The sequence below is a fragment of the Nocardia sp. NPDC058519 genome, assembly GCF_042719755.1.
Classification (GTDB): Bacteria; Actinomycetota; Actinomycetes; order Mycobacteriales; family Mycobacteriaceae; genus Nocardia.
In genome coordinates this window covers 26200-42168 of the sequence record NZ_JBHXNK010000008.1, presented here as the reverse complement: position 1 = coordinate 42168, position 15969 = coordinate 26200, and the positions used below count along the sequence as shown (strand labels likewise).

Here is a 15969-nt window from a genome sequence, read left to right as displayed (position 1 = left end):
TGCGGCGCGCAGGTGCCCCTGCGCGAGCCGCCGGACGGACCCGGTATCGACGTCAAGGAGAACATTCCCGTGACCACCTCTGCACCCATCAGTCCCGTCGCTCTCGTTCGGGTGCCGGCCGGGACTACCGCGGGCGCAGCGGTACGGGAAGCGGGCTTGCCCACGAAGGGGCCGGACACGGTCGTCGTCGTGCGTGATATCGAGGGCGCACTCAAGGATCTGTCCTGGATCCCGGACGAAGACGCCGACGTCGAGCCCGTTCCCGCGAACAGTGAAGACGGGCGAAGCGTGATCCGGCACTCGGCCGCGCACGTGCTCGCCCAGGCGGTCCAGCAGGAGTTCCCCGACGCGAAACTCGGGATCGGCCCGCCGATCAAGGACGGCTTCTACTACGACTTCCAGGTCGACAAGCCGTTCACCCCCGAGGATCTGGCCAAGCTGGAATCGCGGATGAAGAAGATCATCAAAGGCGCGCAACGCTTTTCGCGTCGCGTCGTCGAGGTGGACGACGCCCGCGTGGAGTTGGCGAACGAGCCGTTCAAGCTGGAGCTGATCAGCGACAAGTCCGGCATCGACGATCCCGAGATCATGGAGGTCGGCGGCAACGAGCTGACCATCTACGACAACCTCGACCCTCGCACCGGCGAAAAACTGTGGGGCGACCTGTGCCGCGGCCCGCACATTCCCACCACCAAATTCATCCCCGCGTTCAAGCTGACCCGATCCTCGGCCGCCTACTGGCGTGGTGACCAGGACCGCGAGGACCTGCAGCGCGTGTACGGCACCGCGTGGGAATCCACCGAGGCGATGGACGCCTACCTGGACCTGCTGGCCGAGGCCGAGCGCCGCGACCACCGCAAGCTGGGCCTCGAGCTCGACCTGTTCTCCTTCCCCGACGAGCTCGGTTCGGGTCTGCCGGTGTTCCACCCCAAGGGCGGCATCATCCGCAAGGAGATGGAGGAGTACTCGCGTCAGCGCCACATCGACGCGGGCTACGAGTTCGTCAACACCCCGCACATCACCAAGGGCGCGCTGTTCGAGACCTCCGGCCACCTGGACTGGTACCGCGACGGCATGTTCCCCGCGATGCACCTCGACGCCGAGCTCAACGAAGACGGCACCGTGCGCAAGCCCGGCCAGGACTACTACGTCAAGCCGATGAACTGCCCGATGCACAACCTGATCTTCCGTGCGCGCGGCCGCTCCTACCGTGAGCTGCCGCTGCGGATGTTCGAGTTCGGTTCGGTGTACCGCTACGAGAAGTCCGGCGTGGTCCACGGCCTGACCCGGGTGCGCGGCATGACCCAGGACGACGCGCACATCTACTGCACCAAAGAGCAGATGCACGCCGAGCTCACCAGCACCCTCCAGTTCGTCCTCGGCCTGCTGAAGGACTACGGCCTCGACGACTTCTACCTCGAGCTGTCCACCAAGGATCCGAAGAAGTACGTGGGTTCGGACGAGCTCTGGGCCGAGGCCACCGAAACCCTCGAGAAGGTCGCCGAGGCTTCCGGCCTGGATCTGGTGCCCGACCCCGGCGGCGCCGCGTTCTACGGCCCGAAGATCTCCGTGCAGGTCAAGGACGCGCTCGGCCGCACCTGGCAGATGTCGACCGTGCAGCTCGACTTCAACCTGCCCGAGCGCTTCGACCTCGAATACACCGCCTCCGACGGCACCAAGCAGCGTCCGGTGATGATCCACCGCGCCCTGTTCGGCTCGATCGAACGCTTCTTCGGCGTGCTCACCGAGCACTACGCCGGTGCGTTCCCCGCCTGGCTCGCGCCGGTGCAGGTCGTCGGCATCCCGGTGGCGGAAAACTTCGTCCCGCACCTGGATTCGGTGATCGAGCAGTTGCGCGATGCCGGCGTACGGGCCCAGGTGGACCGCAGCGACGACCGGATGCAGAAGAAGATCTTCAACCAGACCGCGCAGAAGGTGCCGTTCATGCTGCTGGCGGGCGCACGCGACGTGGAAGCGGGCGCGGTGAGCTTCCGGTTCCGCGACGGCACCCAGGTCAACGGCGTGCCCGTCGCCGATGCGGTCGCCACGATCACCACCTGGGTCGCCCACCGCGAGAACGCCTCACCCACAGCCGCTGGGTTCGAGGTCGTCTCCGCGGCGGTTGGATCATGAGCGAGAACCTCGCCCCCGACGCCGGCTCGATCGTCGACGCCGGGGCGGGCCAGCCCGACCGCCTCCAGCGGCTGTGGACGCCGTACCGGATGTCCTACATCACCGGCGAGATCAAGCCCAAGGACGCGACCGGGCACCCGTTCACCGATATCCCGAAGATGTCGGACGAAGACGGCCTGATCATCGCGCGCGGCGAGCATGTCTACGCCGTGCTCAACTTGTACCCGTACAACCCAGGGCACATGATGGTGGTGCCTTACCGCCGGGTGGCCGACCTGGAGGACCTCACGGCCGCCGAGAGCGCGGAACTGATGGCCTTCACCCAGCGGGCCATTCGCGTGATGAAGCAGGTCTCGCGGCCTGCCGGATTCAACGTGGGTCTCAATCTCGGTGGTGTGGCCGGTGGTTCGCTCGCCGACCACCTGCACCAGCACATCGTTCCGCGCTGGGGCGGGGATGCGAACTTCATCACCGTGGTCGGAGGGGTGAAGGTGATGCCTCAGTTGTTGCGCGAAACGCGGCAGCTGCTGGCGGAGGCGTGGGAGGAATAAGACCGTGCTCAGCTTCTTCGGCCGCCAGACGTTTGCGAAAGCGACTGCGCCGCTGGGCAAAGCGCTCGTCGGGACCGGGCTCACCCCGGACGCGATGACACTGATCGGCACCACGGCGACGATCGCCGGCGCGGTGACACTGTTCCCCTCCGGACACCTGTTCTGGGGAACGATGGTGATCTGGCTGTTCGTCATGTTCGACATGCTCGACGGGGCGATGGCGCGCGCCCGCGGCGGCGGCACGAAGTACGGCGCGGTCCTCGACGCCACCTGTGACCGGGTGGCCGACGGCGCGATCTTCGGCGGACTCGCTTGGTGGGCGGTCTACCACGAGCACAGCAAGCAACTGTTCGCGCTCACCTTGATCGTCCTGGTCACCTCGCAGGTGATCTCCTACGCCAAGGCGCGTGCCGAGGCCAGTGGCCTGTCCGCCGACGGTGGACTCATCGAACGCCCGGACCGCCTGGTCATCGTGCTGGTCGGCGCCGGGCTCACCGGCATCGGCGGGCACTGGGGCATCGACTGGCTGACCTGGGCCGTGTACGTGGCGATGTGGGTGCTGGCAGTGCTGAGCATCGTGACGGTGTTCCAGCGGGTGCTCGCGGTGCGCAATTCGCCGGGTGCCAGGGTGGTTATTCCACCGGCGCCGCAGCCGGACGCGGCGGAGGGATCGGCCGAGTGAGCCTCAAAGATCGGTTGAGCGACTGGGGCTACGCCGCAGGCTGGGGTCTCGTGCGTTCGGCACCGGAAGGGTTGGTGCGCAAGGTCTTCGACCTCGGCGCCGATCGTGCGGTGAAGGCCGGCGGACCGCAACAGTTGCGCCGTAACCTCGCCCGGGTCCTCGGCGTGCCCGCCGACCAGGTGCCCGACGAGCTGATGCGAGCGAGCATGCGCTCCTACGCCCGCTACTGGCGTGAAGCGTTCCGGCTGCCTTCGATGGACCACAGCGCGATCGACTACTACGTCGACGGTCTGGAGAATGTCGACGCCGCGCTGGAAAACGGCCGCGGTCTCATTCTGGTGCTCCCGCACTCGGGCAACTGGGATATGGCCGGCGTCTGGCTGGTGCAGCACTACGACAACTTCACCACCGTGGCCGAACGACTGAAGCCCGAATCGCTGTTCGAGCGGTTCGTCGCCTACCGCGAGAGCCTCGGTTTCGAGGTGTTCCCGCTGACCGGTGGCGAGCAGCCGCCGTTCGCCGCACTCGCCGAACGACTGCGTCAGAACCGGATCGTGTGCCTGATGGGCGAACGCGACCTCACCGGCAAGGGCGTGCCGGTCGATTTCTTCGGTGAGCGCACCTGGATGCCCGGCGGTGCCGCGAAACTGGCCATCGAGACCGGTGCCGCACTGGTTCCCGTGCACGGCTGGTTCACCGTCGACGACGACGGCACCGAGAACTGGGGCCTGAAAGCCGAACCGGCACTGGATGTTTCCGGTGGGGTGGCGGCCGCGACGCAGGCTCTCGCCGACCGGTTCGCCGCCAATATCGCCGAGCATCCGGCCGATTGGCACATGCTGCAACCGCTCTGGGAGGGCGACCTGTCGCCCGAACGCCTGTCGCGGATGCAGGACACAGGGGGCCGGCGGTGAAGATCGGGATGATCTGCCCGTATTCGTTCGACGTCCCCGGCGGCGTGCAGGCGCATGTGGTCGAGCTCGCCCGGGTGTTCATCGAACGCGGGCACAAGGTGAGCGTGCTCGCCCCGGCCTCCGACGACACACCGCTGCCCGAGTTCGTCGTCTCGGCGGGCCGCGCGGTCGCGATTCCCTACAACGGGTCGGTGGCGCGATTGTCGTTCGGCCCCATGGCCTACACCAGGATCCGCCGCTGGATCGACAGCAACGACTTCGATGTGCTGCACATCCACGAACCCAACGCCCCGAGCCTGTCGATGCTGGCGCTCAAGATCGCCGAGGGGCCGATCGTGGCGACCTTCCACACCTCGACCACGAAGTCGTTGGTGCTCAGCACTTTTCAGGGTGTGCTCCGCCCGTATCACGAGAAGATCAGCGGGCGGATCGCCGTGTCCGAGCTGGCAAGGCGCTGGCAGGTCGAGGCGCTGGGATCCGACGCGGTGGAGATCCCCAACGGTGTCGATGTGTCCGCGTTCGCGCGCGGTGCGCCGCTCGACGGATACCCGCGCGCGGGCCGCACGGTGCTGTTCCTCGGCCGCTACGACGAACCACGCAAGGGCATGGACGTGCTGCTCGGCGCGCTGCCCGCGCTCATCGAACACCATCCCGACGTGGAGATCCTCATCGTCGGGCGCGGTGACGAGGAGCGGCTGCGCCGCGAGGCAGGCGAGCACGCGGGGCATCTGCGGTTCCTCGGACAGGTCTCCGACGCCGAGAAGGCCGCCGCGCTGCGCAGCGCCGATGTGTACGTCGCGCCGAATCTGGGCGGCGAGAGTTTCGGCATCATCCTGATCGAGGCGATGGCCGCGGGGACCCCGGTGGTCGCCAGCGAGCTCGACGCGTTCCGGCGCGTGCTGCGCGACGGGACAGCGGGTCTGCTCACCCCGATCGGTGACTCCGGCGCGCTGGCCACCGCCATCGACACCCTCCTCACCGACGACAAGACGCGCGAACGCCTGGTCAGCACCGCCACCCAGGTGGTCGCGGGTTACGACTGGCCGGTCGTTGCCGAACAGATCCTGCGGGTGTACGAGACCGTCACCGTCGGCGACAACCGGGTGCGGGCCGCCGGATGATCACCTTCTCCGCGACCACCGTCCTCGTTCTCGGGCTGGTCGCCCTGCTCGTCCTCGCTCTGGGCGTGTGGGCCTACTCCACCGCGAACCGCCTGGACAGGCTGCACGTGCGCTCCGATCAATCCTGGCAGGCACTCGATGCCGCACTCGCCCGTCGCGCAGTGGTCGCGCGCGCGGTGGCCATGTCGGAGGCCGGTCCGGTGAGCGCCGATGCACGCAGGGCCGAACGGGCCACGCAGCTCGCCGCGCTGGCCGATCGTGCCGAACGCGCCGACCGCGGTGACCGGGAAACCATCGAGAACCAGCTCTCCGCCGCGCTGTCCCTGGTCGACATCGACCACCTGCGACCCCAGCTGGTGGCCGAACTCGCTGATGCCGAGGCGCGCGTGCTGATCGCGCGCCGCTTCCACAACGACGCCGTGCGCGACACCCTGGCCCTGCGGACCCGCAGACCCGTGCGCATCCTGCACCTGGGCGGCACCGCACCGCTGCCGCACTATTTCGAGATCACCGAACGCGCGACACCCGCCGCCGCCACCGGCCTGGTCGTGCACATCACCCGCACGTCCGCGCGGGTGCTGCTGCTCGACGAGCAGAACCGGGTGCTGCTGCTGCGCGGCCACGACCCGATGATCCCCGAGGTGGCCTTCTGGTTCACCGTCGGCGGCGGGGTGGAACCGGGGGAGAACCTGCGCGACGCCGCGGTCCGCGAGATCTACGAGGAGACCGGTCAGCGCGTTGATCCCGGGTCGCTGCGCGGTCCGCTGTGGCGTCGCGTCGCGGTGTTCCCGTTCAACGGCGAACTCATCCGCTCCGAAGAACTGTTCTTCACCCTGCGCTCGCCGGGTTTCGAATGGCGCCCCGCCGACCTCAACGCCCTGGAACGCCGCACCATCACCGACCACCGCTGGTGCTCGGCCGACGACATCCGCGCACTCGACGACGCGGGCGAGGCCGTCTACCCGTATCACCTCGACGAACTGCTCACCGAGGCCGTGACCGCGGCCGCCGACGACACCAAGCACGTGGTGCGCTCGATCCGCTGAGGCGCACCGCGGATAACCGCGTGCGTTCTCCGCCCTGCCGTTGTTACGGTGAGCGCGTGAATTCTCCGGAGGCGTCCAGAAGGTAGCCGTCCGGCCTGCGGGTCGGGCGGCGTTGTCGTTCCACCATCCATCGGTCCGCGGACCGGTGCGATGTGTCGTTCGCAACGCCGGATGATCGTCGATTCCTCGCGGCCGGGCCATGATTCGCCCGGTGCCGCACCATCTCGGACACCGCGCCCGACGCGTGGTGTCCCGGTATCCGGAGAGTTGATCGAACATGCCCATCGGGGTTTTCGTGCTGGCTGCCGCGGTCTTCGCGCAGGGCACATCGGAATTCATGATGTCGGGGTTGCTGGCGCGGACCGCCACCGACTTCGGCGTCTCGCTCGGCACGGTGGGGTTGCTGACCTCGGTGTACGCGGTCGGCATGGTGCTCGGGGCGCCGACGATGGCGGCCACCGCGGGCCGGTGGCAGCTACGGCGTTCGGCGACAACGTTTCTCGCGCTCTTCTGCGTCACCCATATCGTCGGCGCCGTCACCACGGATTTCGCGGTGCTGGTGGCTACCCGGGCGGTCGCCGCGGTCGCCAATGCCGGCTTCCTGGCGATCGCGCTGGCCGCGTTGCCGCGTCTGGTCGGGCCCGCGCTGGTCGGGCGCGCGACCTCGGTCATCGTGTCCGGGGTGACGGTGGCCTGCATCGCGGGTGTGCCGGCGGGGACTCTGCTCGGGCAGCTGTGGGGTTGGCGATCGGCCTTCTGGGCCGTCGCCGTGGTGAGCGCGGTGGTCCTCGTCCCGGTGGCGTCGATGGTGCCGCGCGACGGTGCGGGGGTGGGAGCATCGGATCGGTCGATGCGGTCCGAGTGGGCGGTGCTCGGCGTGCGCGAGGTGCGGTCGGCCGTGGTCGTCGGGGTGCTGGTCAATGCCGCGACGTTCGCCGCGTTCACCTACCTCGGCACCATGGCCGCCGCGATCGCGGGCACAACCGGGGTCTGGGTCCCGCTGGTGCTGGCGTTGTTCGGGCTCGGCTCGTTCGTCGGTGTGGCGCTCACCGGTCGGTACAGCGACCGCCACGGTCACGCCATCATCACCGTGGGGACGGCTGGACTGGTCGGCGTGTGGGCGCTGGCCGCGATGACCGCGCACACGATGGCCGGGGTCGCGGTCATGACATTGCTCACGGGGGCGGCCGCGTTCGGCGTGGGATCCGCGTTGATCGCGACGATCGTGCGGACCGCCGCGCCCGCCGCGCCGCGTCTGGCCGGGGCGTTGGCCACCACCGCGCTCAATATCGGCGCGGTGCTCGGTCCGGTCGTCGCCGGCCTGGCCGTCGATCGCGCGCACACCCCGGTCGCGGCGCTGTGGTGCGCTGCCGGTGCGGCGGCCGTCGCGGCGGTGATCGTGCTGTTCGATTGGCCCGGTAGCGCACACGGTCGGGGCCTGGGCACGGTGAGTGACAGGCCATCGGAGGAGGCCAGCGGTGGGTGATGGACGCATCGCCGCTGGTCGTGACAAGGCCAGTGGTGCTCAACTGGCTATGAAGGCCGAATTCGGGCAGTTCTAGAATCGACGGTGACACCACCCCCGAGCGACTTGATTGGCGCCCATGACACAGGAGACATTCGTGACTACGCCTGAGACCACCAACACCGTCGGCACCGCCCGCGTGAAGCGCGGCATGGCCGAGATGCTCAAGGGTGGCGTGATCATGGATGTGGTCAACGCCGAGCAGGCCAAGATCGCCGAAGACGCAGGCGCCGTGGCCGTGATGGCGCTCGAGCGGGTGCCCGCCGACATTCGCGCCCAGGGCGGCGTGTCCCGGATGAGCGACCCGGACATGATCGACGGCATCATCTCCGCGGTCTCCATCCCCGTGATGGCCAAGGCCCGCATCGGCCACTTCGTCGAGGCGCAGATCCTGCAGAGCCTCGGCGTGGACTACATCGACGAGTCCGAGGTCCTCACCCCCGCCGACTACGCCAACCACATCGACAAGTGGAACTTCACCATCCCCTTCGTCTGTGGCGCCACCAACCTGGGTGAGGCGCTGCGTCGCATCACCGAGGGCGCGGCCATGATCCGCTCCAAGGGCGAGGCAGGCACCGGCGACGTGTCCAACGCGACCACCCACATGCGCACCATCCGCGGCGAGATCCGTCGCCTGACCTCGCTGTCCGAAGACGAGCTCTTCGTGGCCGCGAAGGAACTGCAGGCCCCGTACGAGCTGGTCCGCGAGGTCGCCCAGACCGGCAAGCTGCCGGTCGTCATGTTCACCGCCGGTGGCATCGCCACCCCGGCCGACGCCGCCATGATGATGCAGCTCGGCGCCGAGGGCGTGTTCGTCGGCTCGGGCATCTTCAAGTCCGGCAACCCCGAGCAGCGCGCCGCCGCCATCGTGAAGGCCACCACCTTCTACGACGACCCGGACGTGCTCGCCAAGGTCTCGCGTGGCCTTGGCGAGGCCATGGTCGGCATCAACGTCGAAGACATCCCGCAGCCGCACCGTCTCGCCGAGCGCGGCTGGTGATCGTGGGCCCGATTCCGTTCGGGCACTGAAACATTCGCCTCGGCGGGCGTCGTGATCACGACGCCCGCCGAGGCGTTTTCGGGCGACGACTCAGCGCTCGAGGAGTTCGGTGGTGAGGGCGTCGAGACGGATCGCGTTGTCCAGGTCGAAGTCCTCGCGCGTCAAGGGGAGTCGGGTCCGGCGCCGGAAGGCGGTCACCGGATCCACCGGTGGCTCGTCGAGTAGCCGGGCGATCGGCGGGACGGCCTGGTCGACCGATCGGCCGAAGACGAGTCCGGCGGCCTTGGTCAGGATTCGCTGGGGCGTGGGCAGTGGATCGGCCATCGCGGTGCGCACCATCAGTGGGTTGTAGAGCACGTAGCGGGTGCGTGCGTTCGGATGGCGGCGAGGGAAATCGACGCCGAGCAGGTCGTTGGCGCGCGAGGCCTGCATGGCGGCGCGGGTGCCGGTGTAGGTCCGGCGCAGGGTCGGGTCGTCCCAGTGGATTCGGCCGGGGAAACCGCCGGGACCGCAGATGTTCATGATGACCGGGGCGTTCGCGCGTTCCAGCACGTCGACCAGACCGTGTCCGAGGACGAATCGGCTCAGATAATGCAGCGCGAAGGTGAACTCGACGCCGTCTTCGGTGATCTCGCGCCGCGGTCGGAAGCGCTGGGCGCCGAAGACGAGGCCGTCGACGGTGTCGGCCAGGGCGGTGGCACCGTCAAGGGCGTCCCGCATTCCCGTCAGGGTGCTCAGGTCGGCTCGCAGGAACACCGCCCGCTCGCCCGCGCCGATCGCGGCGGCCTCCCGGACGAACGCCTCGCCTTTGGTAGTGCCGCTGGCGATCGCGACCACCCGGTCACCGCGTCGCAGAAAATGTAGGCCGAGCCCCTTGCCCATGCCGTCGGTGCCGCCGGTGATGACATACGTGCGCATCGAATCCCGTTCTCCTCGAATCGCTCTGGACTGTGTCATCGGCCGATATCTCGAGGCTAGAAACAGTGAGGTCATCAAGTCAACATCTCATGACTTAGCATGACTTCATGGAACCGAAGCCCGAACCACGTCGCCGCGACCGTGCGGCCACCCGCGCCGCGCTGCTCGATGCCGCGCGAATCCGTTTCGCGGCACAGGGTTTCGATGGCACCGGACTACGCGAGATCGCGGCGCAGGTCGGCGTCGATCCGGCTCTGGTCTCGCGCTACTTCGGCTCCAAGAAGCAGCTCTACGCCGAGGCGATGCGCATGGAGATCCCGACCGGCGTCGCCGCCGATCCGCACCGCCCGGTGGTCAGCATCGCCGACGCCCTGCTCCACGACGTCGTGTACCAGGACTGGTCGCAATACGGCGGCGAACACCCGCTCCTGGCCATGCTCCGATCAGCAGGCCACAGCGACGTACGCGATCAGCTACGCGCCCAACTCTGCGACGACTACCTGCGCGAATTCACCGACCGGCTCGACGGCCCCGACACGGAACTACGCGCGGAACTGATCGGCGCCCTGCTGATCGGCCTCGGCGTCCTGCGATCGGTGATCGGCACGCCCGCCGTGAGCGCGGCACCGTTCGACCGAACCCGCGTACTCGCGGCCCGCATGGTGAACGCACTGACCTGAGTGTGGCCTCCGGGCTCGGTGCCACCCTGGGGGTGAACGCGCGGAGTGTCGATCCGTTCGATGATAGGGTCGCGCCGAACAGCTTGTAATCGATTGCAGCTCAGGCAAATTCCTGTCAGAAGTGGGGTGGCTTCGTGAGCCTGAAGGTCGCAAAGATCCTGCTGCTGATCACCGACGCATTGCTGATGCTGTACTGGGTGGCGGTAGCGGTCGACGCGATTCCGAAGGAGTCGGCCTTCCGTGACTACTCCGATCCCATGATGCAGGCATGGAATTGGTCCTTCTTCCCACTCGATCTCGCCGCCGCGGTATTCGGGTTCGTTGGGGTCTACCTGGTCAGTCGCCGTCATCGGCTCGGCTGGGTGGTCCTCACCATCGGGCTCACACTGACCTTCTGTGCCGGGTTCATGGCGATCTCGTTCTGGGCCTACTACGGAGATTTCAACGCGATCTGGTGGATCTCCAATGCGGCGCTGATGGTCGTTCCGGCCATCGTCTTCACCATTCTCGTTGTCGACCGCACCGCAGGTACCGAGGTCGGCTCCGGACCAGGTCGGTGACGATGCGGCCGGGTGCCCTACGGCTGGCCCGCCGCGCCTTCGGTGTCGGTGGTGAGGGCGTCGGCGAAGTTCTCGGCGTAGCCGAGGATGAGCTGGCGCTGGGTGGGCAGGAGGACGGCTAGTTCGTGCCAGGCGATGGCGGTGGGGGAGCCGTAGAGGTGGGTGAGGTCGGTGACCAGGGCCGCTGCTTGTTCGGGGGTGGGCGGTGTGGGGCGGGCGAAGGCGAGCAGGGAGGCACCGATGGCGATGTGGCGGTAGCCGTGGGTGGTCATGCGGCGGATGACGGTGTGGTTGTCGTAGGTGCTCCAGTCGTCGGCGAAGTACCCGTTGGGGATGCCGGCGATGGCGAGGTCGTCGCGGTCCACCGGGACGCGCTGGATCAGCACGACGTCGTCGACCACGCGGTCGGGGGAGCGGTTGGCGGCGACGAGTGCGGTGAGTTCGTCCTCGGAGGCATTGCGGGTGTCGCGCAACGATTCCCAGGGCACGCGGGTGGACAGGTTGTCGAGCAGCGCGGCGATCCGGGAGACCGTGGCGTTCTCGGCGTGGTGGGTGGCAGCGGGGTCGTCCGGGGCGTGGGGGTCGTGGCTGTCGGCTTCCACGAGCCCGAGGGTGGCGTGCATGCTCGTGTACGCGCACTGGCCGAGATCGTCGAGCGTGCAGAGGATCCGCGCGTCGGGATGATCCATCCGGACGAGCTCTAACGCGTCGAGCAGCTGGGCGAAGGTGGTGACGTCGTCGAGGCGGGCAACGGTGTTGGAGTCCAGCCGGTTACGTCGAACGGGTGGTTCGCCCGGCTCGAAAGTCGTCATCTGCACGGTGACATCCTGGCACGGCCCTCGGCGCGTCGTCGCGATCCCGCGGGCGGTGTTCGATGTGGGCCCCGGATGGCCCGCGTCCAGCGGCCGCGCGCACGCCCGTGCGGTGGATGCCCGGGAATTGCTGCCAACTGGTCATACCGTACAGTCGGTCCGTGACCGCGCTCGACTTGTCCTTGCTGGTCGTCGCGGGATTCTTTACCGGCTTGATCGGTTTCGTCACCGGGATGGCCTCGATCGTCTCCTATCCGGCGCTGCTGGCAGCCGGTCTGCCGCCCGTCGCGGCCAATGTCACCAATACGGTCGCCATGGTCGCCGTCGGTGTCGGGGCGACCGCGAATTCCGGACGTGAACTCATCGGGCGCGGGGCCACTCTGGTGCGCTGGGCGGTGCTGTCGGCCGTGGGCGGACTGCTCGGCGCCCTCGCCCTGCTGGTCGCGCCGGACGGCGCGTTCGAGGTGGTCGTGCCGTTCCTGGTGGCCATGGCGTCGATCGCGCTGCTGGTGCAACCACTGGTCCGCCGCCATGTCGGCGAGCTCAGCGCCCCCTGGATCGTGCCGGTCGGCATCCTGCTCACATCAGTGTACGGCGGGTATTTCGGCGCGGGCGCCGGCGTGATCTACCTGTCGATGATGCTGCTGTGTACCTCCGAATCCATCTGGAGCGCATCGATTCTCAAGAGCTTCCTGCTCGGCATCGCGAACCTGGTCGCCGCGATCGGGTTCGCGGCCTTCGGACCGGTGCACTGGGGTGCTGCGCTGGCGCTGGGCCTGGGTGCGCTGGCGGGTGGCTGGTGTGGCCCGCCGGTGGTGAAAGTGATCCCACCGAGCGTGCTGCGGGTGACGGTCGGGATCGGCGGACTCGGTCTCGCCGTATACCTGGCCCGTTAGGCGTACCGCCTATGCGCGGTTGCGGACCGCTGGTTCTCCTGCCGGGGTGCGGCACGGTCCGTAGCCTGGAAACGGTGCACCACTCAGATAGTGAAATCGCAATCCACGCAACAGAAGTCGCTTCGGAAGTGATTCGGTCGGCATTCCACGCTCCGCTCACTCACTACGCCAAACAGGGCGACGATTTCGCCACGCAGGCCGATATCGCGGCCGAGAAAGCCATCCTCGATGTCCTCGCGGCCGCGTGTCCCGGCGACCGGTTCGTCGCCGAGGAATCGGGAACCACCGGTTCCGCCCGTAGCGATCGGACCTGGTTCATCGATCCACTCTGTGGCACAAGGAATTTCGCTGTCGACACCGCGTTCGTCGCGGTCAATGTCGCCCTGCGCGACGGCGATACCGTGCAGGTGGCGGCGACCGCCGACCCGTTCGCCCGCGAAGTGTTCTGGACCGCGGGGGAGGGTGCGTTCCGGCGCGCAGGGGGCGGCGACGAGCCGTTGCGCCCGCAGGCCGGAAGTCACCTGGTCGATGTCGATCTCGATCACCCGTTCCCGTGGTCGAGCCCGGCGCGACTGTTCGACGCCGAGGGCTTCGCGGGCCAGTTCCACGGACGGGTGTTGTCGACCTCGCTGGCCCTTGTCTGGGTCGCGGCCGGACGGCGCGCCGCCTACATCACCGGCGGCGATATCCGTGACAGTGTGCATTTCAGCAGCGCGATCGCGGTGTGCCAGGCGGCGGGCTGCGTGGTCACCGGCCTCGCCGGGCAGCCACTGCACACCGCGCCGCACGGGCTGATCGCGGCAGCGGACGCGCCGACGCATGCCCGACTAGTCGAGGCGGTGGCCGGTCTGCGTTCCGGGTAATGCTGGGGTGCATCACAATCCGGTGTATCTCACAGACCCACGTTGTCTGTGTCTCAGAGTTTCCTCAACATCACTGGGTAGCGTCCTGGCCGTGGCATCGAGGCCTGCGCTGTGTGGCGCCGATCCGTGCCGTCGCCCAGAGGGCGAGATTCCGACCCGACGTAAGGACGAGTGGATGAAGTTTCGTAGGACCGGACGAGTCGCGATCGCAGGACTGGCTGTGGTCGCTGCCCTCGGCCTGAGTGCGTGCAGTGACGACAAGGGTGACAAGCCCGCCGCCAAAACCACCACCACCAGCGCCAGCGCTCAGGGTTCGGCGGCCGCGAACCTGCCCGCCGTGCCGACGGTCGAGCAGCTCAACACCCAGCTCACCACCGCGCTGGATCCGTCGGTCCCCAACGACCAGAAGCTGGACTTCGTGCAGGGCATCGAGGCCGATCCCGAGCTGCCGAACCGCCTGGCGCAAGCCGTTCAGACCAACAATGTCCAGGTGCAGGTCACCGAGGTGACCTCCTTCGGTGACAGCGTCAACGCGAAGGCCAACTTCACCGTCAACGGCCAGACCAATGTCGTCGACGTGCCGTTCGTGGCCGAAGAGGGCAAGTGGAAGGTCCAGAAGTCGTGGGCATGCGGCATGCTGACCAACCTCGGTCAGACCTCGGTCGCCTGCGCCTGATCGTCCTCGCTCGAGCCCCGTTCGGAATTTCCGGACGGGGCTTTCGCGTCTGCGCCGCCTCGGTTTCCGCGATGTCAGCCGCGCAGTGCCGCCCGATCGGGATGATCCCAGCGGACGGTCCAGGTCGCTTCCTCTGGATGTTCTGCCGTGTGATCGCGCACAGCGGGCAGCGTCCATCGCTGCTCGGCGGGCGTACGGCGCAGCGCCGCTTGCGCACTCAGCTCCAAGCGGATCGCGAGATCGAAATCCAGACCGCGACCCAGCAGCATCGGCCCCGCGAGCACCAGCACCAGATCGGCCTGCGCCGCGCGAATCGCCGCCCGTGCGGACCTGTCCCGCTCCTCGTCCCACAGCGCGGGCAACCAGCGCCCTTCGGTCCGCATCGCGTCCACGATCTCGCGCCGCACCGCCTCGTAGTCGAACCACGCTGTGCGATAAGACCATTCGTCATCGCGTCCGTATTCCATGCGTAGCGACGCGGGTCGCACGTAGTCGTGCATCGACACCACCGCCGCCGATCGGCCCCGATCCGAGAGCGTCTCCACGATCCGGCGGCCGAGCTCGACGGGCTCGGCGGCATCGGCACCGTCGACCGCGAGCACCCGCCGCCCCGGCAGCTCGACGAGCTCGTCGGCGACGAGCCGGGCGAGGGCGGCGGGCGAGGTGGGAGTGAACGTGGGCACCGGACCATCTCAGCAAATTTCGGGCCGCCGTGCGGAGCCGGACATACCGCCCGGTCGGCGAGGCGATAATCTCGAGCGCATGGCGACAATCGAAGAGGCGCTCGCGATCGAGCGGCTGGAGCGCGACATCTTCCGTGGTGCTTCCACGGAGTCTCAGCTACCGCGCACCTTCGGCGGTCAGGTGGCCGGGCAGGCGCTGGTCTCGGCGGTTCGCACCGTCGACCCCAGCTTCCAGGTGCATTCCCTGCACGGCTACTTCCTGCGACCGGGCAACCCGGAGGAACCCACCGTCTACCTGGTCGAGCGCATCCGCGACGGCCGGTCCTTCTGCACGAGGCGGGTCACCGGCGTGCAGGACGGGCAGGCGATATTCACGATGTCGGCCTCGTTCCATCACGGTGACGAAGGGCCGGAGCACCAGGACGTGATGCCCTCGGTCGACGGCCCCGACGAACTGCCCGACGCCAGCGTGACCATGACCCCGGAGCGGTTGTGGGCCATGCGCGAATGGGAGCACTGGGACATCCGCACGGTGCCGCAGGAACAGGTCGTCGCGCGCGACGGCGCCGTCTCCCCGCAGCAGGTGTGGTTCCGGTACCGGCACGAGCTGCCCGACGACCCGATGTTCCACGTCTGCACGCTGGCCTACATGAGCGACATGACGCTGCTCGGCTCGTCGAAGGTGACCCACCCCGACGAACCGACCCAGAACGCGTCCCTCGACCACGCCATGTGGTTCCTGCGCCCGTTCCGCGCCGACGAATGGCTGCTCTACGACCAGTCCTCGCCGTCGGCCGGCTTCGGTCGCGCGCTGACCGGCGGCAAGATCTGGGACCGCGAGGGCAATCTGGTCGCCGCGGTCGTCCAGGAAGGTCTGATCCGCACGCCGCGCCACAAGTAGCACGGGTG

At 68.2% G+C, this 15969-nt stretch carries 17 protein-coding genes; 14 read left to right on the top strand and 3 right to left on the bottom strand.

Annotated features, from left to right (window positions below):
• Positions 1–69: 69 nt before the first annotated feature.
• The 8 genes from thrS (at position 70) to pdxS (ending at position 8972) form a co-directional block, all read left to right on the top strand.
• The gene (gene thrS, locus ACFWPK_RS11870) at positions 70–2133 is read left to right on the top strand and encodes a threonine--tRNA ligase (protein WP_378914598.1); all 2064 of its coding nucleotides are present in this window, start codon (positions 70–72) and stop codon (positions 2131–2133) included.
• Positions 2130–2684 carry an HIT family protein gene (locus ACFWPK_RS11865; RefSeq protein ID WP_378914597.1) on the top strand — a complete coding sequence of 185 codons (555 nt, stop codon included), beginning with the start codon at positions 2130–2132 and terminating at the stop codon, positions 2682–2684. The genes thrS and ACFWPK_RS11865 overlap by 4 nt, the downstream gene beginning before the upstream one ends.
• 4 nt (positions 2685–2688) lie before the next feature.
• The gene (gene pgsA, locus ACFWPK_RS11860) at positions 2689–3366 is read left to right on the top strand and encodes a phosphatidylinositol phosphate synthase (protein ID WP_378914596.1); all 678 of its coding nucleotides are present in this window, start codon (positions 2689–2691) and stop codon (positions 3364–3366) included.
• On the top strand, positions 3363–4280 hold the full coding sequence (locus ACFWPK_RS11855) for a phosphatidylinositol mannoside acyltransferase (protein WP_378914595.1): 918 nt from the start codon (positions 3363–3365) through the stop codon (positions 4278–4280). Before pgsA ends, ACFWPK_RS11855 begins: the two co-directional genes overlap by 4 nt.
• On the top strand, positions 4277–5401 hold the full coding sequence (locus tag ACFWPK_RS11850; RefSeq protein ID WP_378914594.1) for a glycosyltransferase family 4 protein: 1125 nt from the start codon (positions 4277–4279) through the stop codon (positions 5399–5401). Before ACFWPK_RS11855 ends, ACFWPK_RS11850 begins: the two co-directional genes overlap by 4 nt.
• Entirely contained in the window at positions 5401–6447 is a 1047-nt protein-coding gene (locus tag ACFWPK_RS11845; RefSeq protein ID WP_378914894.1) for an NUDIX domain-containing protein, read from the top strand. Before ACFWPK_RS11850 ends, ACFWPK_RS11845 begins: the two co-directional genes overlap by 1 nt.
• Positions 6448–6724: 277 nt before the next feature.
• Positions 6725–7933 carry a Cmx/CmrA family chloramphenicol efflux MFS transporter gene (locus ACFWPK_RS11840; RefSeq protein WP_378914593.1) on the top strand — a complete coding sequence of 403 codons (1209 nt, stop codon included), beginning with the start codon at positions 6725–6727 and terminating at the stop codon, positions 7931–7933.
• A 118-nt stretch (positions 7934–8051) separates the two neighbouring features.
• Positions 8052–8972 (top strand): pyridoxal 5'-phosphate synthase lyase subunit PdxS, encoded by a 921-nt coding sequence (pdxS, locus tag ACFWPK_RS11835; RefSeq protein WP_378914592.1) that lies wholly within the window; start codon positions 8052–8054, stop codon positions 8970–8972.
• 90 nt (positions 8973–9062) lie between these two features.
• Here the strand turns inward: pdxS and ACFWPK_RS11830 are convergent, their stop codons facing one another.
• Complete coding sequence (locus ACFWPK_RS11830; protein ID WP_378914591.1) at positions 9063–9890, bottom strand: SDR family NAD(P)-dependent oxidoreductase; 828 nt, start codon at positions 9888–9890, stop codon at positions 9063–9065.
• Between the two features lie 107 nt (positions 9891–9997).
• On the opposite strand from ACFWPK_RS11830, the gene ACFWPK_RS11825 reads away from it, so the two are divergent.
• Complete coding sequence (locus ACFWPK_RS11825) at positions 9998–10570, top strand: TetR family transcriptional regulator (protein WP_378914590.1); 573 nt, start codon at positions 9998–10000, stop codon at positions 10568–10570.
• Positions 10571–10704: 134 nt separating this feature from the next.
• Positions 10705–11130: a DUF5360 family protein gene (locus ACFWPK_RS11820; protein WP_378914589.1), complete on the top strand. Its 426-nt coding sequence runs from the start codon at positions 10705–10707 to the stop codon at positions 11128–11130.
• Positions 11131–11147: 17 nt separating this feature from the next.
• Here ACFWPK_RS11820 and ACFWPK_RS11815 read toward each other — a convergent pair whose 3' ends face one another.
• Positions 11148–11948 (bottom strand): hypothetical protein, encoded by an 801-nt coding sequence (locus tag ACFWPK_RS11815; RefSeq protein WP_378914588.1) that lies wholly within the window; start codon positions 11946–11948, stop codon positions 11148–11150.
• Positions 11949–12103: 155 nt separating this feature from the next.
• Here ACFWPK_RS11815 and ACFWPK_RS11810 point away from each other — a divergent pair, with 155 nt between their 5' ends.
• The 3 genes from ACFWPK_RS11810 (at position 12104) to ACFWPK_RS11800 (ending at position 14377) form a co-directional block, all read left to right on the top strand.
• Positions 12104–12838 (top strand): sulfite exporter TauE/SafE family protein, encoded by a 735-nt coding sequence (locus tag ACFWPK_RS11810; protein ID WP_378914587.1) that lies wholly within the window; start codon positions 12104–12106, stop codon positions 12836–12838.
• Positions 12839–12849: 11 nt separating this feature from the next.
• Positions 12850–13701 carry an inositol monophosphatase family protein gene (locus tag ACFWPK_RS11805; RefSeq protein WP_378914586.1) on the top strand — a complete coding sequence of 284 codons (852 nt, stop codon included), beginning with the start codon at positions 12850–12852 and terminating at the stop codon, positions 13699–13701.
• Positions 13702–13876: 175 nt separating this feature from the next.
• Positions 13877–14377, top strand: a complete 501-nt coding sequence (locus ACFWPK_RS11800) for a hypothetical protein (protein WP_378914585.1) — start codon at positions 13877–13879, stop codon at positions 14375–14377.
• Positions 14378–14451: 74 nt separating this feature from the next.
• Here the strand turns inward: ACFWPK_RS11800 and ACFWPK_RS11795 are convergent, their stop codons facing one another.
• Positions 14452–15060, bottom strand: a complete 609-nt coding sequence (locus ACFWPK_RS11795) for a hypothetical protein (RefSeq protein WP_378914584.1) — start codon at positions 15058–15060, stop codon at positions 14452–14454.
• Positions 15061–15139: 79 nt separating this feature from the next.
• On the opposite strand from ACFWPK_RS11795, the gene ACFWPK_RS11790 reads away from it, so the two are divergent.
• Positions 15140–15961 (top strand): acyl-CoA thioesterase, encoded by an 822-nt coding sequence (locus tag ACFWPK_RS11790; RefSeq protein ID WP_378914583.1) that lies wholly within the window; start codon positions 15140–15142, stop codon positions 15959–15961.
• The last annotated feature ends 8 nt before the right edge of the window (positions 15962–15969 follow it).